Annotated in this window: 20 protein-coding genes and 1 pseudogene; 3 read left to right on the top strand and 18 right to left on the bottom strand. The window is 67.8% G+C overall.

Going from position 1 to position 18,158, the window contains the following annotated elements; translation table 11 throughout:
• Position 1: 1 nt before the first annotated feature.
• The 15 genes from ACH5AR_RS04150 to ACH5AR_RS04080 all read right to left on the bottom strand — a co-directional run bounded on the left by ACH5AR_RS04150 (position 2) and on the right by ACH5AR_RS04080 (position 9,239).
• The gene (locus ACH5AR_RS04150) at positions 2–1,372 is read right to left on the bottom strand and encodes a DUF3987 domain-containing protein (RefSeq protein WP_396299831.1); all 1,371 of its coding nucleotides are present in this window, start codon (positions 1,370–1,372) and stop codon (positions 2–4) included.
• 13 nt (positions 1,373–1,385) lie between these two features.
• The gene (locus ACH5AR_RS04145; RefSeq protein ID WP_396299830.1) at positions 1,386–2,063 is read right to left on the bottom strand and encodes a hypothetical protein; all 678 of its coding nucleotides are present in this window, start codon (positions 2,061–2,063) and stop codon (positions 1,386–1,388) included.
• A gap of 95 nt (positions 2,064–2,158) precedes the next feature.
• Positions 2,159–2,401 carry a hypothetical protein gene (locus ACH5AR_RS04140; RefSeq protein WP_396299829.1) on the bottom strand — a complete coding sequence of 81 codons (243 nt, stop codon included), beginning with the start codon at positions 2,399–2,401 and terminating at the stop codon, positions 2,159–2,161.
• Positions 2,398–2,763, bottom strand: coding sequence for a hypothetical protein (locus ACH5AR_RS04135; protein WP_396299828.1), 366 nt, complete (start codon positions 2,761–2,763; stop codon positions 2,398–2,400). The genes ACH5AR_RS04140 and ACH5AR_RS04135 overlap by 4 nt, the downstream gene beginning before the upstream one ends.
• Positions 2,760–2,984 (bottom strand): hypothetical protein, encoded by a 225-nt coding sequence (locus ACH5AR_RS04130; protein WP_396299827.1) that lies wholly within the window; start codon positions 2,982–2,984, stop codon positions 2,760–2,762. Before ACH5AR_RS04130 ends, ACH5AR_RS04135 begins: the two co-directional genes overlap by 4 nt.
• Complete coding sequence (locus tag ACH5AR_RS04125) at positions 2,984–3,547, bottom strand: antirestriction protein ArdA (protein WP_396299826.1); 564 nt, start codon at positions 3,545–3,547, stop codon at positions 2,984–2,986. The genes ACH5AR_RS04130 and ACH5AR_RS04125 overlap by 1 nt, the downstream gene beginning before the upstream one ends.
• 123 nt (positions 3,548–3,670) lie before the next feature.
• Positions 3,671–4,006: a hypothetical protein gene (locus tag ACH5AR_RS04120; RefSeq protein ID WP_396299825.1), complete on the bottom strand. Its 336-nt coding sequence runs from the start codon at positions 4,004–4,006 to the stop codon at positions 3,671–3,673.
• A 347-nt stretch (positions 4,007–4,353) separates the two neighbouring features.
• The gene (locus tag ACH5AR_RS04115; RefSeq protein WP_396299824.1) at positions 4,354–4,650 is read right to left on the bottom strand and encodes a hypothetical protein; all 297 of its coding nucleotides are present in this window, start codon (positions 4,648–4,650) and stop codon (positions 4,354–4,356) included.
• Between the two features lie 80 nt (positions 4,651–4,730).
• Positions 4,731–4,973 (bottom strand): hypothetical protein, encoded by a 243-nt coding sequence (locus tag ACH5AR_RS04110; protein WP_396299823.1) that lies wholly within the window; start codon positions 4,971–4,973, stop codon positions 4,731–4,733.
• Positions 4,970–5,182 (bottom strand): hypothetical protein, encoded by a 213-nt coding sequence (locus ACH5AR_RS04105; RefSeq protein WP_396299822.1) that lies wholly within the window; start codon positions 5,180–5,182, stop codon positions 4,970–4,972. The genes ACH5AR_RS04110 and ACH5AR_RS04105 overlap by 4 nt, the downstream gene beginning before the upstream one ends.
• Complete coding sequence (locus ACH5AR_RS04100) at positions 5,182–5,472, bottom strand: hypothetical protein (protein ID WP_396299821.1); 291 nt, start codon at positions 5,470–5,472, stop codon at positions 5,182–5,184. Before ACH5AR_RS04100 ends, ACH5AR_RS04105 begins: the two co-directional genes overlap by 1 nt.
• Complete coding sequence (locus ACH5AR_RS04095; RefSeq protein WP_380352077.1) at positions 5,469–5,693, bottom strand: hypothetical protein; 225 nt, start codon at positions 5,691–5,693, stop codon at positions 5,469–5,471. Before ACH5AR_RS04095 ends, ACH5AR_RS04100 begins: the two co-directional genes overlap by 4 nt.
• A 196-nt stretch (positions 5,694–5,889) precedes the next feature.
• A complete protein-coding gene (locus ACH5AR_RS04090; RefSeq protein WP_396299820.1) occupies positions 5,890–6,111 on the bottom strand; it encodes a hypothetical protein in 222 nt (73 codons plus the stop codon).
• A gap of 1,141 nt (positions 6,112–7,252) precedes the next feature.
• Positions 7,253–7,513: a hypothetical protein gene (locus ACH5AR_RS04085; RefSeq protein ID WP_396299819.1), complete on the bottom strand. Its 261-nt coding sequence runs from the start codon at positions 7,511–7,513 to the stop codon at positions 7,253–7,255.
• 151 nt (positions 7,514–7,664) lie between these two features.
• Entirely contained in the window at positions 7,665–9,239 is a 1,575-nt protein-coding gene (locus ACH5AR_RS04080) for a recombinase family protein (RefSeq protein WP_396299818.1), read from the bottom strand.
• A gap of 90 nt (positions 9,240–9,329) precedes the next feature.
• Here ACH5AR_RS04080 and ACH5AR_RS04075 point away from each other — a divergent pair.
• Positions 9,330–9,467, top strand: a pseudogene (locus tag ACH5AR_RS04075) (exodeoxyribonuclease III); the annotation flags it as partial.
• A 482-nt stretch (positions 9,468–9,949) separates the two neighbouring features.
• On the top strand, positions 9,950–12,262 hold the full coding sequence (locus tag ACH5AR_RS04070; RefSeq protein WP_396299817.1) for a hypothetical protein: 2,313 nt from the start codon (positions 9,950–9,952) through the stop codon (positions 12,260–12,262).
• 334 nt (positions 12,263–12,596) lie between these two features.
• Here the strand turns inward: ACH5AR_RS04070 and ACH5AR_RS04065 are convergent, their stop codons facing one another.
• Genes ACH5AR_RS04065 through ACH5AR_RS04055 form a run of 3 tightly spaced genes read right to left on the bottom strand, consistent with a single transcriptional unit; the run spans position 12,597 to position 15,420 of the window.
• Positions 12,597–12,860 (bottom strand): acyl carrier protein, encoded by a 264-nt coding sequence (locus tag ACH5AR_RS04065; protein WP_396299816.1) that lies wholly within the window; start codon positions 12,858–12,860, stop codon positions 12,597–12,599.
• A gap of 17 nt (positions 12,861–12,877) precedes the next feature.
• Positions 12,878–14,131: a ketosynthase chain-length factor gene (locus ACH5AR_RS04060; protein ID WP_396299815.1), complete on the bottom strand. Its 1,254-nt coding sequence runs from the start codon at positions 14,129–14,131 to the stop codon at positions 12,878–12,880.
• Positions 14,128–15,420 (bottom strand): beta-ketoacyl-[acyl-carrier-protein] synthase family protein, encoded by a 1,293-nt coding sequence (locus tag ACH5AR_RS04055; RefSeq protein ID WP_396299814.1) that lies wholly within the window; start codon positions 15,418–15,420, stop codon positions 14,128–14,130. The genes ACH5AR_RS04060 and ACH5AR_RS04055 overlap by 4 nt, the downstream gene beginning before the upstream one ends.
• Before the next feature lie 752 nt (positions 15,421–16,172).
• Between ACH5AR_RS04055 and ACH5AR_RS04050 the strand changes: the two genes are divergently transcribed.
• Complete coding sequence (locus ACH5AR_RS04050) at positions 16,173–18,125, top strand: BTAD domain-containing putative transcriptional regulator (RefSeq protein WP_396299813.1); 1,953 nt, start codon at positions 16,173–16,175, stop codon at positions 18,123–18,125.
• Positions 18,126–18,158: the final 33 nt, after the last annotated feature.

The raw sequence follows: 18,158 nt of genomic DNA, 5'->3' as shown, positions 1-18,158 counted from the left end.
CCTACAAGAGCGCCTGGAGAGGGTTGACGGGCTCCGCAGCGGTGCCCGCGGCCGGATTCTCCTCGGAGGCCTTCGCCGCCGTCCGCCCCTGCTTCCTCGCTTCAGGGAGCGAGATCACCTGCGCCGTCTCCTCCCCGGCCTGGTCGGCCTCGATGCCGTCGTCCCGCTTCTCGTCGTCGCCCAGGCCGTCTTCGGTGTCCTGGTCGGTGGCGCGGAACCGGTAGATCTCCGCTGTCCGTCCGAGCGCCCCGGATTCGTCCCAGAGCACTTCGATGTCGTCCATCTCCTTGATGGCCGCTCGGACGGAGGTGGCGTTCGCCCGCGCTCCCAGCGCGCGCACCAACTTGCTGTGTTGGGTCGTTCCGCCAAGGCGGACCAGGTGCTCCCGGATGTAGTCCGGCAGGGTCTTCACTCCCCGCCCGTTCGCCGCCAGGCTTGCGAACTGCTCAACTGCCGTGAACGAGTACTCGACGAAGGCACGGGCCGCTTGAAGGTCAGTGCTGGTTACCTCCTTGCGGATGTCGAAGAGGCACATCAGTCCCGCCACCCGCCGGATGTGCTCGATCACTCGGGCGCCGAACGGCTTGAGAGAGGGCACGCTCGCGATGTGCTTTCGGATGGGACGCTCCATCTCGTCCGCAGCGTCCAGCGCGTCTTCCGTCAGCGAGAGGAAGGGCGTTCGGCGCGAGTGACGCAGGGCCTCCGCAAACCACTCCTGTGCCTTCACGGTCAGCTCCGGGGGTCGACGGTGCCGCTCCGACAGCCAGTTCTCCTGCTCGATGGGAATGAAGATCTGCCGGTTGTACGAACCGCCCGACGCGTCCCGCGCGGACATGCATGATGCGAAGACCTCAGGCTGAATGTGCCCGAGGAAAGACACGTGGGGGTCTTCCACGACAACCCGATCCTTGCCGGTGCCACCCGCGACGGTCATAGAGTCGGCAAAGTCCCGGATGTTGGCGGAGAGCGTAGGGTTCCTGGTGGCTGACATCAGGATTCGCTGCCATTCACTCTCAAACACCAGCGCATGGTTGCCACGGTTGAAGACCTCGACGAGGAGGCCCTTTCCGCCTGTCACGCTGTTGATCACATTGTTACCCATGAACACCGGGTCGGCGTTCTGCGCAATGTCACGGACGATTTGCCACAGCTGGCCCTTCCCTTCGCCGGACTCGCCCACGATTACCACTTGCAGCGGGAGCGCCAGGCTTCCTTCCCCGCGCTGGACTCGGGTGCCGTCCGCCAGGGCCGACTGGACCGCGAGAAGCGTTGCTCCGAGCCCGATCGGACTCCAATTCATCTGAGGTGCGAACTCGTCCACCAGGGTCTTCAGCCGCCCCGTGAACATCCCGCTGTAGTCGGCCGAAGCCATGTCCTATCTCCCCTCACACCGGCAGGAGCGCCCGCGCGCCCCGCTTGAGTTCAACGTCCGGAAGCTCATCGTTGGCAGGGAACTCCCCCGCCTCCACACAGTTGGCGAACACGCGGGCCCGGCTGGCGTCCAAGGCCGGCGTCTGGTGGTGCCTCGCCTCGGCCACCTTGTGTGCCGCTGGCTGCTTGCCGAGCACGATCATCACCGTGTCGGCATCCACGTGACCAACGACCCTGTACCCCGCGTTCTCCAGTGCTCGCCGCGCGTCCGAGTGGTTGTAGCCGGGGATGTTACCCGTGACCACGACCGTCCCCTTGAAGTCCTCGTCATCCTCTGACAGGTCCTCCGGGAAGTCGTCCCACAGGCCCTGTCCGGCAGCGTCGAAGCCTCCCGCGGAAAGCTGCTTCGGCTCCTCCTGGGCAGGCTCCTCGGCGGCCTCCTGGGCGCCCCCCTCCGGCTCCGCTGCGGTCTCCTCCTCGGGGGCCTCGACGGCATGCACCTCGGTACGGCAGGGTTCGCCCAGGGCATCGATAAAGAACCCGACGAACTTGTCCTCGTGCTCCTGGCAGAGGTCCCAACCCCGGGCACCGATGAACAGTTTGCACGTTCCGGGGATGTCGTCCACGCCCTTCTGTGCATGCGCGTCGCAGGTCGCGACGAACTCAGTTCGAACTATCTTGCGAATTGCCATTGTTCTACCTTTCGGTATGCCTGACACCCTATGACAAGGGGCACTGCCGTGAGTGCCCCTCATCAAAGGAAGTCAGGTCAGTTCGCCTGCGCCAGTCAGAAGTTCAGACCGGCCTCTGTAGAGGTGGCCGCCTCCAGGTACTGGCGGGCGAGTTCCCGGGAACGCATCGGGCCAACGGCGGACAGCTTGTCGACCTTGCCGTGCCGGATCTCGACCGACCGGCGGACGCTGTCCACGCTGTGGGGGGAATGCCAGCCGTCCGTCACCGACACCAGGCCAGAGCCTTCGTCGCCCTGCATGTATAGAACGGCCCAGTACAGGAGCACACTGTCACTCATGCGCCCAGCCTCTCGATCAGGTCGCGGGTGCGGCGGTCGACGGTGCAGCAGGCGAACCATGCAAAGTCGTGATGGTCGGCCAACTCGTAGGCCACGCATGGGAAATCGGTCCACCAGTCATCGCGGTCACCAATGAGCCGACGAAGGTCCCCGAAGGCACGGAGGACGGCCCGATTCAAGCTGGCCGCGCCGGGGTCCGAGGGAAGGTGGTGCAGCTCACGAGTGATCGCCGTGTTTAGCTCTCCATTGGAGTCCAGGACCGAGACCCGAACCCCGCCATCGATCGGATGCCACTCGACAACCGCCGTCACCCCGAAGGTGTTCGGCCCGGCCCCGACTGCCATATGAGTGTAGGTGGTCACTTGCTGATCTCCAGGTCTTCGATCAAGGCGACGAACACGCCGCCCGGGTTGATCAGGTATCCGACGATGCTGGTTTCACGAGGGACACGGACGATTACAGCGGCTCGCATTTCCTTGTTCAGGCGAATCAAGGCGCCGCCGATGATGCGACCCGTGATCTCCATCCCGTTCATGTCTCTGCCGCTCACCCTGACGTCCGGCGCGATCTCATTCGGCTTCATCAGCAGTCGGCGCTCAGGATGTAGTACACGCCAGCACCGGCGCGGACAGTCGTATAGGCGCCACCCTGAAGGTCGTCATTCGCCATGCTCCGGGCGATAGCGCCAATATGCGGCCGAATGTCCTCGGGAATGTCCTCCCGTTCATCGAGTTGTTCCCAGAGCATGTCCGCGACAGCCGAAACGTCGTCGTTCCCGTCGTGCTCGCCCATGTAGAGATCTTCGATTTTCTCACTGAGTCCATCGACGCTGTGCCCATTGTCCAGGAAGTGCTTAACGACGACAGGCGGCCACTGGGCGACAGCGGCGGCGATCGACTCGATGCGCTCGAAACTGTCCCACTCTCCGATCACGATCCCGCCGAACTCGTCAGAGTCGTGAATTGCCCACTCCTCGGCAGTTTCGCCGTACTGTGCGGCTGTGGGAGAGGCCGCCAGCATCTCCTGGACCTCGTCCATAATCTCGTCGGCGCTCTGGTTCGCATCGATCCACTTACCGTGAAGCTCTCCGGCGTTGTAGTCCTTGAGACTCGCCACGTAGATGCGCGGCGCAAGCGTGGAGCTCATTCGTTCTCCGCTATTGAGTGTGTCAAAGTCCTGCCGACTGACAGGCCATGTAAAGGGCCGCCCTGATCATCAGAGCGGCCCGGAGCAAAGCAGGTCAGGCGTACCTAATTTTCTTGAATGTGATCAGACATAGCAGGCTGCATCACAGGCGTGATGTGCTGTCCCGCACACGTCGTCATCCGCATGGCCAGAGATGATGAGGTCCGCCGTATTCACGTAGCCAAAAGCACGGAACACATCGGCATAGGTTTCCGCTTCATCGCAACACAAGGTGGTGTAGTCGGAAATGAGAGAGGACGCCAGGCCGGAGTCCGTCCAACACTCGACAAAGGCGTCGGCGGCCCGGAGCTGCCCGGCCTGATATTCATCAATGATGGCGACCTCAGACGCCTTGACGTATCCGAAGCGCCCAAGAATGGAGCGAGCGAGAGCACGCATGGCAAGTCCTTGCTTTGTCATGCGTCATCCCCCTTGCACTGGCACTCTGCGATGGGCAGCAGGACGGCCCGAAATTGGTTCACAGCACGGCGCGCATGCGAGGGGCAGAAAAAGTACGCGCCGTGGTGCGGAGTCTCCGCGAGATAGGCCGCATTGCCCTTGCAGCCATCGAAGCGGCACGTGTGCTTATGCAGGTTCACAGTCATTGCCTATCCCTCAGTCTCGATATCCAGCAGCCTTGGCGGTTCGCCGGAGCTCATATCCCTTGTCACACATATGCGTGAAGTAGAGCCAAGCAGCAGCCGCGTTTTGGCAGTCCCGGCATTCCTTGAGATGTTCCAGGTACTCAGAGATTCGCGCGTCAATCATCAGAACTCACCCTTCATGAATTCCCGCCACTGCGGCCGGAGCACACCCTTAACGCGCACCCGGATTTCCTCGTCTTCCCAGTAGCGTTCCGCGTGCAGAATCACCGGAATACCATGCGCAGCGTCCCGGGGGACGTCCACCGTGCCAGTGCCACCGGCGTCCCGGAATGCCACGTAGAGATCCCACCAAAGGGCATGCATTTCGTAGGTCAGGAAGTCTGCCCGCGCTCGGATGTGTGTTGCTACAGCGGACCCGAATCGGTGTGCGTCGGCTTGTTCGATGGTGAATGTGTGCATGACTTTCCTTTCGATTGAGCCAGTAGGCAGCACTGAGCGGCCAAGGAAAGGCACGCTTTCGCGTGCCCAACCCAAGCGGTTCAGTGAAGCGATTCGCACGCGCCAGCAAAGCCAAGCCGCGTGATGTGCCCCGGCAGTAGTTCGCCCGACTCAGTGAGGGCAGGTATCAGCCGGTCGATATCCGGCCCGGTGTAGTTGTAATCCCACCCTTGGCAGGTTTCAGCCGTCTCCGGAAACCAGCGCTCCAAGTCGCGCGCCATGTGTTCGGCGCATGCTGTGTAGTCAGCAGGTTCGTAGTAGAAGAACCGCTCCCCCGCACTCATGCCGCCACCATCCGAGTAGGAACACCCTGGGAACAGTGTCCGCAGAATCCACGCGTGAACATCCCGCATGTAATGGCTTGTTGTTTCATCTTCATTTCCGTTGCGTCGTGATCTCCGAAGTAGATCAATGCCTGCTTCTGGTCAGTGAAATTCACGACGTTGCCATTGGTCAGGGTGACAGCCCACCCCTTGTAGACATGCTCAATCATCAGGCCACCTCCTCCAGGTATTCGCACGCCGGGCAGTCATACAGAGAACCGGGCTCATGCGGGTAGTCCGTGTGCTCCGGCTCCCATTCATCGGCATGCGCACCGTGGGGTGTCGCTTTGCATTCGAACTCCAGCAACTCCCACCCACCAGGCAGGAACAAGCACGCGTCTTCACTCTCGGGACGATCACCCTTGACGTACTGAATCCAGTAATCCGTCTCCCCGGGCCGTCCGCCAATCACAGTGATGCACCAATCTGCAACCCCGGGGCCGCACAGTTCATAGCTCACTTGGCACGCTCCGAGGCAATAGACAGCGCACGGCTGTAGTCGTCAATGTCGTAGTGGCCGTTCTCTGCCACCAATTCGCCGCCCATGTGGTGGACGCTCCACACCGTGTAGGGGCCCTTGTATTTCTGGTCGCAGACCACGACTGAGCGCGCCGTCTCAGAGCTGTTGTCCCGCATGCATGCCACAACGGGAAGATTGTTGACGTACGTCAGCAGATGCATATTCCTTGCCCTTACTTGCAGATGGAGCACACGGACTTGTGTGCGTTTCGGAGCTTGCGGGACGTCTCAACCATGGTGTTGTGCGCCATGGTCATTTCGTCCTTGATTCCGAATGCGAGCCAGACGGCCGCACTTCCGAGAATCCGGGTACGGAATCGGGCGTCCCGTTCAACGATGTAGCTAAGCGACTCGCACATCAGTTGCCCTCCTTAAGCCACTCGCAAGCAACCTGGAAACCCTGCTCGCAGTCGTCGAACTTGCTTTCATAGAACCCGTCGTTAAAGACGGTCACATTGCCCGCATCGTGCGGAGTGACCAGCCAGACGATGTTGTGCCACACGGTCCCGGCAACCCGGTCCACGCCCAGCCAGTGGGCAAACAGAAGGCCCACAACCACACCGCCGACAATGGCCGCCATTTCGAAACACTTGCGCATTTCAGATCAACTCCGTAAGTCAACTTTTTCGGTAAGCGCAGCGTCCCGGAGTTGCACCGGGACGGTATAGACGCTCTCTCGCGCCCTACGCTGCTGAGTGCGGACTGTCCAATCCCCTGTCCGCTGTCACACTCGCTTGCGCTCACCTTGTCCGCTGGTTTCGTCGCGCATTGGGAGTGTGTCCCCTAGCCGTCGCATTAGGCCGCTAGTCCGCCGTGACGCGGTTTGACGCCGTTCCCCAGATGGGGCGTGCGCGCTTCCGCTCTTTGCTGTGCTTGCCGTACTTCCCGAACCCTTGGGGTTCGTCCTCTTCCGGCTCTGTCGGGGCTCTCGGTCGTTTCCGTCCCGTTCGCCCTCCAACGCATTCAAAGCTACGCCGATCAACTCCGCAGGTCAACTTCTGAATGAGTGATCTAGATCACTCCGCCAGTCAACCTATTCATTCTCAGAGAGGGATTGCGCGCGCACGTTTACCAGCTCTGCCAGTCAACCCCAAAACGAACAGAATGGTACCTCTGAGCGCCTATCAGGCATCCCCCGGGACAACCACCCCAGACCTACCCCATCAGGCCCCTGTGGGCCCTCTGTGGCGTCAATGCATGCGCACGCGCACGTGATACCACACAGAGCGGTCGACTAGCACCAATCCAGATGTGCTTCTACTCACTCGGGCGCAGCTGTTGAGGTTGATTGAAGTAATGCCCATGCCAGTTCTCCCCCTTCCAGCAATTCAGCAATTCCCATTGACTGAATGAAGAATTGAAATGTGGGGGTAATGCCTTAGCTCAATCTAAACGGGACCGCCGGGGGCACCGCCCTCCAACCGTGTACGGGATTGAAGTATTTGAGTCACGGGTCATCGACGCTGCGTAGCGGGCTTGGAGGCCGGCATAGGGTCTCCCGCGGCCCTAACTGCGTCTCGCTCCGCCGGTCAACTCATCTGACGTCGATGTTGGATTGCTAGATTGAAGGAATAGATGATCTTGGTCAGGGCTGCCCGCCGGCCTCCCCGTGAGCTGCACCACACCCGCGGTGAGGGGTGCCCGCCGGCTGGCCGAGCGGCACCTATGTAATTTTTGGAAGGGCTACATATAGAGCCGCCCACCCGAAGGCGGCATGCGCGTCAGACCCTCCTCAGAATGTCCTCGCAGTTGTGGCACCTCCTAGCCCTCAGGTAGACGGGGTACCAGGGATCACCTGGGCGCCCCGGTCTGTAGCCCGAGTGCTCCATCGCAGTGGTGCTCAGCCCGCACAGGGTCAGGTCCAACGGGTCTTCGGGGGCCTCAGGGTCAGCCCCGGCGGCGTGCACTCGCACCACCTCAGGGCTGTCGCCTTCGAGGCCGGCGGCCTGGTCCACCTCGAACAGCACGATGATCGACGCCATGCACCGAGCGTGCGCCAGACCTCGGTGGACTGCACCTCGACAAGCAGCTCCGGGTGCTCCTGGCGGCCTTCCGCGGCATGCAGAAGGAGCCGCCCCGCAGGGCGGCTCCCACCGTCAAGACGTATTGCTAGATTGATCAAACTCGACCGAGTCAGGCTGCTTCGCTCAGCTCCGTCTTCTCCAGCTTCTTCCGCAGGTTTGACGGCACCTCGATGCGCGGCTCCTCGCCCGGCGCGAAGAACACCTTGATGCCCGCACCTGTCAGCAGCGCCTTCCGCTGCTCCTCGGTCATCCGGTAGTAGGCCTCAGCGTAGGTCTCGCCGGTCTGCTCCTCGATCCACTGTGCCTTGCGCTGCGGCTGAGCGCTCAGGAACTTCCGTCGCTTCGCGAGAGCCTGGAGGCGGCTCTTGTACTCCGCTTCGCCTCCCTCGTAGTCGTACAGGCCCATGTCCTTCTCCTCGCGCACCTCGGACATGGCCGTAGACACAGCCTCCAGCTCCTTCGTGTGGTCCGAGCCGGGGATGTGGCGCTTGACCGTCACCGGCACGTCCGCAAGGTGGTCGGTCACCAGAACGTAGATCTGACGGTCCACATCCACCTCTTCGAAGATGAACCCGGGGCAGGCCGGCTTTCCGACCGACTTGATGCACCGGTAGTGCGAGTAGACCGTTCCGGTCTTCTCGTTCACCTGCTTCTGGCGGTAGATCTTGTGCTCGCAGTTGTCGCACCAGGCCACGCCGAGCTGCGGCGACGCACCATGGACGCGCTCCTTCTTCGTGGTGCGCTCGTCCATCTTTTCCTGGATGCGTGCCCAGACCTCTTCGGTGAAAAGGCCCTCCGCCATACGAATAGGCATCCCGTTGTCGTCCCGGGCGAGCTTCCGGGTCTTCCCCGACCCGATCGTCTTGAGGCCCATCGTCGCAGGAGCCCGGAGGATCTTGCCGATGCTGGTCGGATTCCAGTTCTGCTCCGGCTTGATCTTCCTCTTGCTCCGGCTGTTCTCCCCCTGCTGCTGGAGGACGTAGTTCGCGGGGGTGAGGAAGCCGGCCACGTCGAGCGCTGCGGCGATCTCCCAGAGGGACTTTCCTTCGAGCAGGAGCTTGCCCATCAACCGGACCGCCCCGGCGGAGTACTCATCGATGGCCAGGGTCTTTCCGCCGCCCTCCCTCGGCACGATCTTGAAGCCGTACGGAGGCTGGCCGCCCGCCCACCGATTCGTCTTGCGCAGATAGGTGTGGGCGCCCTTCATGCGCTGCTTGATCCGGTTGAGTTCCATTGCAGCGAACAGGGAGGCCAGGATGAGGAAGATCTCCGCCATCTGGTTACCCATGTCGTTCTCGTGGCCCGGACGGTAGTCGAGCTTGATCGAGTCATCGGTGAAGACAAGGATCTTGCCGTTGGCCTTGGCCCACTTCGCCACGTCCACGCAGTCGAAGATGGATCGGAAGGCGCGGTCCACCTTCGCCCAGATGATCGCGTCCCACTCGTCGGCCCTGTCCGTCAGCCAGGGGCCGAGGTCGGGCCGCTCCCAGGGCGCAACCTGCGCGGAGACGTCCAGGTCTTCGAAGCTGCCGATGACCTCCCAGAAGTTGGCGGTCGCGTACCGCCCGGCGGCTTCGTGCTGGGTGATGTGGGAGGTCTTGCCTTCATCGCCGTGGGTGTCGGAGACACGGGCTCCGACGATGGCGCGAATGACATCTGTGCTGATAGAGACGGCGGTGGGCATGGTGCCAGGCTCCGTGAATCGAGGCGGAACGGCACTGGACTAAGGTCCTGTCCTGCAAGGACCAAGGTCAGAAGATGTGCCGCGATTCGTTGGCGGATCGACCTCCAGGTCGCCACGCCGGGCCTCGCCGCCAAGGCCGTCGAGGGGTACGTCGAGCGCGCCGACACCCATGCCGAGCGCTGGTCCGACCACGCCCCCGTCACCGCGGTGTACGACCACGACTTCTGACAGCCTCTGCCGCAGCAGCCACACGGGTTTGACCGGTTGACGGGGACGCCCCGCCCGAACGAAGTCACCCCTGTGCCCCCCGGTGTGCGAGGGCCCCTCCCGCACCGGGGCACAGGGGTGACTTCCTGCAGCGTCAGGGCGCCGGTGTGCCGGCGCGATGCCCTTCCGCTGCACCGGCTGCGGCGCCCGCCTCGCCCACGGGTCATGGCCGCGGTCCGGTCCAGGACACGCCTCTTTCCTCAGCGGGTCCGCACCCCTGCGATGCCCCGAGCTGCGCCGGACACGCCGTCAGGTGCGGGAACCCGGCGGACACACCGGTCAACGGCGACCGGAACGGCATCCGCACCTATAAGGTCGTCAGCGAACGGCGCGGGATGCGCAGGAGTTCTTCGGCGCCGGACACGACACCGACCCCCCGATCTCCGGCGCCCGGTTCGGTGAGCCCGACGACCTCCCGAGCGCCGGCCACTGGAGCTGATCCCGTGACACTCGCCCGATGGCTGGGCCGTGGACTCCTCTCCACGGCCCTCGTCTGCCTGACTTCCCTCCCGTTCGGTATCGCCGCCGTCCCGGCCTCGGCGGCCGGTGCGCCGTCACGTTCGGCCCCGCTCCCCGTGGACCTGACCGCCGCCGGCCCCTTCGCGGACTCCTTCCGGCAGGATCCGGCGCTCAACACCGTGCCGCTGCACGGACTCAACGTCGGCCTGGAGCAGCGCCAGCAGGGCAGCGCCCGGGCGGTGTCATGGACCAGGACCTCCGGCCGCGGGGACACCCAGGTGCCGCCGGACTCCTCGGCCGTGCAGGTCAGTACGGCCGACCGGCCCAATCGGCTGGTGTTCACCCAGGGCGTCGCGGCCATCATGCTCAGCGCCCCCGTGATCGCCGGCGCCGACGGGACGTACACCGTCTCCACCGTGGTGGACCCGGCGGTCGGGGACACCTCCAGCGGCGACTGGGCCTCGCTCGTCCTCAGCCGCAGCCACCGCGCCACCGGGTACGTCGCCAACGACGACGTCGACCTCGGACTGACCGTCACCTCCTCGGGCCGACTCGCGCTGTTCCATGGCGGCGGCGGTGAAAGCCCCTTCTGGCAGGGGGCGGTGGCGCCGGCCGACCAGTACGCCGTCTCGCTGAAGGTGTCCACCGGCCTCGACGAAACCGTCATCCTGACCGTCAACGGCACCGCGTTCGCGGTCCTCGGCCCGACGACGGTCAACCGCTGGCCCGGCAGCGCCTTCCTCTACCTCGGGGCCTCCCTCTCCACCCAGGGCGAGGTCACGGCGTTCGGTGACGGCGACCGTACCGGCGTCTCCGTGAGCCGGATCGACGCCGTCGCCACGGCGAGCGCCAAGCCCTTCGTCGACACCTTCGACGGCCCCGTGGCCGGCACCGACGGCGGCCTCAACGAGGAGCTGAGCGCTCGCCAGCCCACGCTGGTCTCCGCCAACTACACGGCGGTGTCCGGAAAGCGGGATCCGGCGGCGACGCCTCCGGCAGGCGCGGTGCGGGTCGACAGCCCGGACGCGCCCAATGCGCTGTCCTTCCCGCAGGGCACCGCCGCGGTGCGGCTGAACAAGCCCGCCACAGCCGACCTCTCCGGCTCGTACACCGTGCATGCCCGGCTGACCCCGACCATGGGCTCCACCAGCGGCCCGGACACGGCAACGCTGCTGGTCAGCAATGCCTCCGACGCGACCGGGGCGGTGGACGCCGACGACGTCGCGCTCGGCCTGGAAGTCCGGGCCGACGGTGCGCTGGGGCTGTACCAGGGCGGCCGGACGCTGCCCCTGCTCTCCGGTTCCGTCGCGCCGGGCTCCGACACGTACGACGTCTCGCTCACGCTCACCGGCGGCAGCGCCCGGCAGGCCACCGTGACGGTGAACGGCACCACGGTCTTCGCGGGGGCCACCCCCGCCGCCCTGCCCCGCGACGGCTACGTGCACCTCGGCTCCCAGCGCTCCACGCCGGGGACGACCGGTGCGGCGGACGACCTGCGGGTCAGCATGCTCGGCGGGCTCGACTACTACGGCTACTTCGACATCATGGATCCGGACCCGCCGAACAACAGCTTCGACCACAGCTCCGAAGTCGCGCCGTGGACGAACATGAACAGCTTCATCCGGCAGGACCTCACCGACCCGCGCTACGCGGGCTTCCTGGACTACTGCCGCCCCGCCTCCTGCGTCATCGACGTGGGCGGGCAGGTCGCGCGCCCCGACCCGGCCCGGCCCGGGAAGAGCCTGCCGAATCCGGACGCGCCGGCGGCGCTGGCCGGCCTGGTCGCCCGGATCGGCGCCAACCTGGACAAGGTCTCCGCGGTCTACACCCTGGACGAGCCGTACAACCAGGGCTTCGACGCCGCCCAGGTCCAGACCGAGGCGGACCAGGTGCAGGCGGCCTTCCCCGGCAAGATGCTGCAATACACCACGGACGCCGCCAACCTGACGGCGCCGGTGCCCAGCGGGGTCGACCTGGTCGGCTTCGACCACTACTGCCCCGGTCGCGCCGTCATCGAGCAGGAGCTGTCCGCCCTGCAAGGCGTCCTCGCCTCGCCCGACCAGCACCTGGTGCTGTTCCCGGAGTCGATCATCCATGGCGCCAACGGCTGCGAGGCGGCGACCGACCAGACCATCGCCGGCAACAACGCCGACTACCGGGCCATCGCTGCGCAGCACCCTCGGGTGGTCTGTCTGCACAACTTCCGATGGGTCGACGCCCAGCAGGCGGTCACCATGCCGCTGACCACACAGCAGCAGCAGCGGATCGGCAAGGCCGTCATCGGCGCCGCGCCGTAGCTGCCGCGGTCCCACGGGGGCGGCGACGGGCAGGTGGGCCCGTCGCCGCCCCCGGCAGCTGTTCGTCACCGGCGCGACTTCCAGCGCAGGCGGGCGTCGGCGCAGGCAGCCGTGGCATCGCCCTGGTACCCGGCCGGGCCCGGCGCGATCCCGCGCGCGGTGTTCGACGTCGGCATCGACCGGGCGTAGAACTCCCGCAGGCGAGGAATCCGCGGGCGAGGGCCCGGGGCCGGCCGCAGGACGCCGGCCCCGGGGCGCGCTCCCGTCGGCTCACACCGCCCGGCGCACCGTCAGGTCGGGGTGGTACCGCCGGTCATCATCGGGGGTGCGGTCGTCAGGCGGAGGGCGACCGGGCCAGGAGGCGGTTGACGAGCGCAGTGAGCTCGGCGGGGGTCCGGACGGCGGCGAACTCCTCCTCCTCGACGTCGACGCCGAACTCGCGCTTCAGCCTGCCGAGCGCCTCCAGCAGCGCCAGCGAGTCGTAGCCCAGGTCGGCGAAGTCGAGTTCCTCGGGCTGGTCGGTGGGCTCCAGGGGGTCGCCCTCGCCGGCGCACTCGCGCAGGATCGCCAGGAGCCGGTCGGTGGTCAGCTGGGTCATGGTGGTCTCTTCTCCGGTCACGGTTGGGTGGGATCGGACGGCCCGCCGGGTCCGGCCACGACCAGCGCCGAGTTGAACCCGCCGTGCCCGCGGGCGAGGACCAGCGCCGTGCTCAGCGGGCCCCGGCGCGGGCTCGTCACCAGGTCGAGGGTGTGGTCCGGCAGGGGCCGGGCGACGTTGACGGTCGGTGGGATGACGCCGTCGCGCAGGGCCAGCAGGGCCGTGGCCACGTCGAGCGCGGGGCCGCCCGCACTCAGTCGTCCGGTCATGGTCTTGGGGGCGGTGACCGGTACGCCGTACGGGCCGAAGAGGCTGCGCAGGGCTTCGGCCTCGACCGCGTCCTGCTCCCGGGTGCCGGCCGCGTCGGCGAAGACCACGCTGATCTCGCCGGGCCGCAGCCCGGCGTCGTCGAGGGCCGCGCGGGCGGCGCGCAGCAGGTTCGCGGGCCGCCCGGAGTCCGGTGGCGGGTCGAAGGTGGCCGCGTAGCCGGTGATCCGGCCGTACCAGCGGCCGTCGCCCAGGGCTCCCCGCGCACGGGCCGCGTCCTCTCGCTCCAGGACGAGCAGCGCTCCGCCCTCGCCCGGCACGTAGCCGTCGGCCTCGGGGTCGAAGGGGCGGTACGCCCGGGCCGGGTCGGTCCGCCGGCTCATCCGGGCGGTGCTGAGCTGGGCGACCCACCCCCAGGGGCACGGGGACCCGTCCACCGCGCCCGCGAGGACCATCCGCTGGCCGCGGCGCAGGTCGCGGCGGGCCTGGCCCAGGGCGTCGAGGCCACCGGCCTGTTCGCTGACCAGCGCGCCGGCGGGGCCGCGCAGCCCGTGCCGGATGGAGATCTGTCCGGTGTTGACGGCGTAGAACCAGGCGAAGGACTGGTAGGCGCTGACGTACTCGGGGCCGCGCCGCCAGAGCTTCTCCAGCTCCCGGTGGCCGAACTCGAAGCCGCCCGCGGAGGCGGCGGTGACGACTCCGGCCCCGTACTCGGGCAGCGCGGCCGGATCGACCCCGGCGTCGGCGAGCGCCCAGTCGGAGGCGACCAGCGCCATCCTGGTCATGTGGTCGGTCTGCGGCAGGACCCGGCTCGGCAGGTGCTCCTCGGGGACGAACCGGGGGACCTCGCCGGCGAGCCGGCTGGGGTAGCGCCCGGCGTCGAAGCGGGTGACCGGGCCGATCGCCGAGGCGCCGTCCAGGGTGTTCGCCCAGTGCTCGTCACGGCCCAGGCCCGTCGGGGCCAGCACGCCCATCCCGGTGACGACCGGGTCGCCCCCGCTCATGCGGCGGCCCGTCCCCGGCTGCCGGGCTCGGTCAGCACCATGGCGCTCTGGAAGCCGCCGAAGCCGCTGCCGACCGTGAGGACGTCGGACACGGCCACCGAACGGGCCTCCAGCGGCACGTAGTCGAGGTCGCACTCCGGGTCGGGCTCGCGCAGGTTGGCGGTGGGCGGCACCACGTCGTGCCGGATGGCGAGGGCGCAGGCGGCGATCTCCAGGGAGCCGATGGCGCCGAGCGAGTGGCCGATCATGGACTTGATGCTGCTGACCGGGGTGCGGTGGGCGTGCTCGCCGAGGCTGAGCTTGAAGGCCGCGGTCTCGTGCCGGTCGTTCTGGCGGGTGCCCGAGCCGTGGGCGTTGACGTAGTCGATCTCCGACGGCTCCCTGCGGGCCTCCGCCAGTGCCACCCGGATCGCCTCCGCCATCTCCCGGCCGTCGGTGCGCAGTCCGGTCATGTGGAAGGCGTTGCAGCGGGCCGCGTACCCGGCGATCTCGGCGTAGACCTCGGCGCCCCGGCGGCGGGCGTGCTCGCGCTCCTCCAGGACGAACACCGCGGCGCCCTCGCCGAGGACGAAGCCCCGCCGGGTGCGGTCGAAGGGCCGGGACGCCTCGGCCGGCCGGTCGTTGTCGGGGCTGGTCGCCTTGATGGCGTCGAAACAGGCCACCGTGATGGGCGAGATCGGGGCCTCGGTGGCGCCGGCCACCATCACGTCGGCAGTACCGTCCACGATGAGGTCGGCGGCCCGGCCGACCGCGTCCAGGCCGGAGGTGCAGCCGGTCGACACCAGGGAGACGGGGCCCTCCGCCGCGATGCGGTCGTGCGCGACCTCCGTGGCGATCGAACTGGGGACGAAGTAGTCGAAGAGGTGCGGCACGGCGTAGGTGTGGTCGACCAGCCACCGGCTGCCGCTGTCGCTCACGACGGCGTACTCGTTCTCCAGGCTGGTGGTGCAGCCGACGGCGCTGCCGATGACGACCCCGGCCCGGGAACGGTCCAGGGCGTCCGGGTCGATTCCGCTGTCCTGGATTCCCTCGCGGGCGGCCACCACGGCGAATTGCGCGGCCCGGTCCATCCGCCGGATCTGCCGGGGCGTGAGCCCTTCGGCCGCCGGATCGAAATCGCATTCCGCCGCCATTCGGGACCGGAACGGCGAAGGGTCGAACGCGGTGATGGTGCGGACGGCGCTCCGGCCGGACGTCAGCAGCTCCCAGAACGGCTTCACACCGATCGCCCCGGGTGCCACGACCCCGATTCCGGTGATGACCGCACGGCGATTCTCCGGCGCTCTCATTCCGACCCCCTCTTTACCTTCGGGCGTTCGTCCGAGTTCCCTGCTCCGGTCCCGCCGCCGCGGATCTCCGGGCCGGCGTCATCGGTAATCTCCACGGAGGGATCGTGCGCGGACCGGCTCGTGTTCGGCTCAATGGCCCGTGGAGGGCGCCGACGGGCCCGGCGGCGGCTCCGGATGCGGGCCCGGACGCCCGATCCGGCCGTCCCGCGGGACGCCCCTCCGGTCGAATCCTGCTGGAGGACCACTCGAACAGGCGCGCACACCGCGCCCGTTGGCCGGAGACTACGCCTGCACGGCGGCGCCCGCCCGGAGCGGGAAAGCGGTGCCCACGCCGGTCGTGGCGGGTCGCGGGCGGGGCCGCGGTGGCGGGAAGGGACCGCTCGGCACCCGAACTGTCGACGCCGCTCGAAGGACGGATCACGGGAGCTGGCGCGCGTCGGGGCGGCGACCACGGACGCGGAGCCCGACGGATCGAATATCCGCCACTTTCCGATGGGCCGGACTTTACGGGAACTTTTCCATCGGCCGTGAATTCCAAAACGGAAGAACAGGACATTTCGCCCCTTTGTCAGCGATTCCGCCCGGCGCCTCCGGGGCCGCCGTCCGTCATTGACCAGGGGTATTCAAGGACTTACGGTGAACTCGCGACGATCACCCGATGACGAGGTGCGTGCTCGATCCCACCGGAGCTCCCCCACGCTCCGCCACGAGGACGACAAGACGCCAGGACCCACCTGAACAGGAGGAACATCTTGGAGTACCGGCTTCTGGGCCCCGTCGAGATCCTGTGGCGGGGGCGCAACATCATGCCGACCGCGCCCAAGCCGCGTCAGGTCATATCCCTGCTGATCCTGCGGCACGACACCGTGGTGCAGGCGCCCGAGCTGATCGACGAGCTGTGGCCCGAACTCCCGCCCCCGAGCGCGGTCACCACCCTCCAGACGTACATCTACAAGTTCCGCAAGCTCCTGCTCAAGCAGGGCCTGGGAAACCTCCTGCAGACCCAGCCGGGCGGCTACATCCTCAGCATCCCGGACGACAGCCTCGACGTCAGCCTCTTCGAGCGGGAGGCCGAGCGGGGCCAGGAGCTCCTCCTGCGGAACGACTCCGCGGCGGCGCTGGCGAGCTTCGAGCGGGCCCTGGCCCTGTGGCGGGGCCCCGCCCTCGCCGACGTCGAGACCGGCGGACGGCTCTTCTCCTACGTGACCAGGCTGGAGGAACTGCGCTTCCGCATCCTCGAACTGCGGATCGAGGCCGACCTGGAGACCGGCCGGCACCGCGAACTCATCAGCGAGCTCAAGGCGCTGGTCCTGGCCCACCCGCTGCACGAACACCTGCACGGGCTGCTGATGGTGGCCCTGCACCGGTCGGGGCGCCGGCACGAGGCGCTGGAGGTGTACCGGACCCTGCGCCAGAAGATGATCGACGAGCTGGGGCTCGAACCCGGCAGCGACCTCGCCCGGCTCCAGTACACCCTGCTCTCCGACTCGCCCGCCGACCCGCCGGAGCCGCGCGGCCCGCAGCCCGCACCGGTGGCTCCCGCCCTCGCCCCGGCCGAGGAGCTCACGCCCGCGCCCGCCCCCTCCACCCCCCTCCTGCCGCCCGCCGCGGTCTTCCCGGCGCCGCCCCTCGCACCGCCGGACTCCATCGGGATACCCGCCCAACTGCCCGCCGGACTGGCCGGGTTCGTCGGCCGACAGGCCGTCCTCAAGGAGCTGGAGGCGGCGCTGCGCGAGCCCGACGGCCCCGGGGCCCACGGCACCGCGGCCCGCATCGGCGTGATCAGCGGACCGCCCGCGATCGGCAAGAGCGCGGTGGCCGTGCACCTCGCCCACATGCTCCGCACCCGCTTCACCGACGGACAGCTGTACGCGGACCTGCGCGGCTCCTCCGCCGAGCCGCGCGACCCCGCGGAGGTGCTGCGCGGCTTCCTGCGGGCGCTCGAAGTCCCGGCCTCACGCATCCCGGAGAGCCTGGAGGAGTGCGGGGCGCTGTTCCGCTCCCGCACCTCCGGGCGGCGCATCCTGGTGCTGCTGGACGACGTCGAGTCCTCGGCCCGCATCCGGCACCTGCTGCCCGCCGACCCGCGCTGCGCCCTGCTGGCCACCAGCCGACGCCGGATGGCCGCCCTGGTGGAGGCCGAGCACGTCGAACTGCACGCGCCGCCCCGGGAGGAGGCCCTGGAGATCCTGGCGGCCCTGGCCGGGCGCCAGCGCGTCGAGCGGCAGCCGGAGGCCGCGCTGCGGATCGTCGAGCTGCTGGGCCGCCACCCGCTCGCCCTGCGCTGCGTGGGCGGCCGGCTCGCGGCGGGCCCGGGCCTCTCGCTCGCGGTGCTCGCCGACCGGCTCGGGGCGACGCCCCGGATCCTGGACGTGGCCCGGCTCGGCGAGCTGGACGTACGCTCCCGGTTCGAGGCGAGCTACCACGGGCTGACCAGCGCGGAACAGGAGGTCTTCCGGCTGCTCAGCGAGGTGGACGAGACGCCGTTCACCGCGAGCCGGGCCGCCGAGCTGCTGTGCCGCCCGGCCCAGGACCTGGAGGCCATCCTGGAGGAGCTGGCGGACCACCACCTGCTGGCCACCGACCGGTGCGGGGACGGGATCGGCCGCTACGTCTTCGACCGGCTGACCCGCGCCTACGCGCGCGAGCGGCGGGAGGACGCGCTGGCCGCCCGGCCGCTGGTCCGGCAGGCGGCGGGGAGCTGAGGCGCGTCCGGCAGGCCCGCCGGGGCCGCGACG

The sequence above is a fragment of the Kitasatospora sp. NPDC018619 genome (assembly GCF_044391605.1).
Classification (GTDB): domain Bacteria; phylum Actinomycetota; class Actinomycetes; order Streptomycetales; family Streptomycetaceae; genus Kitasatospora.
This window is presented reverse-complemented; position numbering and strand designations above follow the sequence as displayed.

What these genes read in the sequence shown, in the direction of transcription:
- ACH5AR_RS04150 (WP_396299831.1), bottom strand. Translation starts at nt 1,372, where the DNA reads ATGGCTTCGGCCGACTACAGCGGGATGTTCACGGGGCGGCTGAAGACC.
- ACH5AR_RS04145 (WP_396299830.1), bottom strand. Translation starts at nt 2,063, where the DNA reads ATGGCAATTCGCAAGATAGTTCGAACTGAGTTCGTCGCGACCTGCGAC.
- ACH5AR_RS04140 (WP_396299829.1), bottom strand. Translation starts at nt 2,401, where the DNA reads ATGAGTGACAGTGTGCTCCTGTACTGGGCCGTTCTATACATGCAGGGC.
- ACH5AR_RS04130 (WP_396299827.1), bottom strand. Translation starts at nt 2,984, where the DNA reads ATGAAGCCGAATGAGATCGCGCCGGACGTCAGGGTGAGCGGCAGAGAC.
- ACH5AR_RS04125 (WP_396299826.1), bottom strand. Translation starts at nt 3,547, where the DNA reads ATGAGCTCCACGCTTGCGCCGCGCATCTACGTGGCGAGTCTCAAGGAC.
- ACH5AR_RS04120 (WP_396299825.1), bottom strand. Translation starts at nt 4,006, where the DNA reads ATGACAAAGCAAGGACTTGCCATGCGTGCTCTCGCTCGCTCCATTCTT.
- ACH5AR_RS04115 (WP_396299824.1), bottom strand. Translation starts at nt 4,650, where the DNA reads ATGCACACATTCACCATCGAACAAGCCGACGCACACCGATTCGGGTCC.
- ACH5AR_RS04110 (WP_396299823.1), bottom strand. Translation starts at nt 4,973, where the DNA reads ATGAGTGCGGGGGAGCGGTTCTTCTACTACGAACCTGCTGACTACACA.
- ACH5AR_RS04105 (WP_396299822.1), bottom strand. Translation starts at nt 5,182, where the DNA reads ATGATTGAGCATGTCTACAAGGGGTGGGCTGTCACCCTGACCAATGGC.
- ACH5AR_RS04095 (WP_380352077.1), bottom strand. Translation starts at nt 5,693, where the DNA reads ATGCATCTGCTGACGTACGTCAACAATCTTCCCGTTGTGGCATGCATG.
- ACH5AR_RS04090 (WP_396299820.1), bottom strand. Translation starts at nt 6,111, where the DNA reads ATGGCGGCCATTGTCGGCGGTGTGGTTGTGGGCCTTCTGTTTGCCCAC.
- ACH5AR_RS04085 (WP_396299819.1), bottom strand. Translation starts at nt 7,513, where the DNA reads ATGGCGTCGATCATCGTGCTGTTCGAGGTGGACCAGGCCGCCGGCCTC.
- ACH5AR_RS04080 (WP_396299818.1), bottom strand. Translation starts at nt 9,239, where the DNA reads ATGCCCACCGCCGTCTCTATCAGCACAGATGTCATTCGCGCCATCGTC.
- ACH5AR_RS04065 (WP_396299816.1), bottom strand. Translation starts at nt 12,860, where the DNA reads ATGACCCAGCTGACCACCGACCGGCTCCTGGCGATCCTGCGCGAGTGC.
- ACH5AR_RS04060 (WP_396299815.1), bottom strand. Translation starts at nt 14,131, where the DNA reads ATGAGCGGGGGCGACCCGGTCGTCACCGGGATGGGCGTGCTGGCCCCG.
- ACH5AR_RS04055 (WP_396299814.1), bottom strand. Translation starts at nt 15,420, where the DNA reads ATGAGAGCGCCGGAGAATCGCCGTGCGGTCATCACCGGAATCGGGGTC.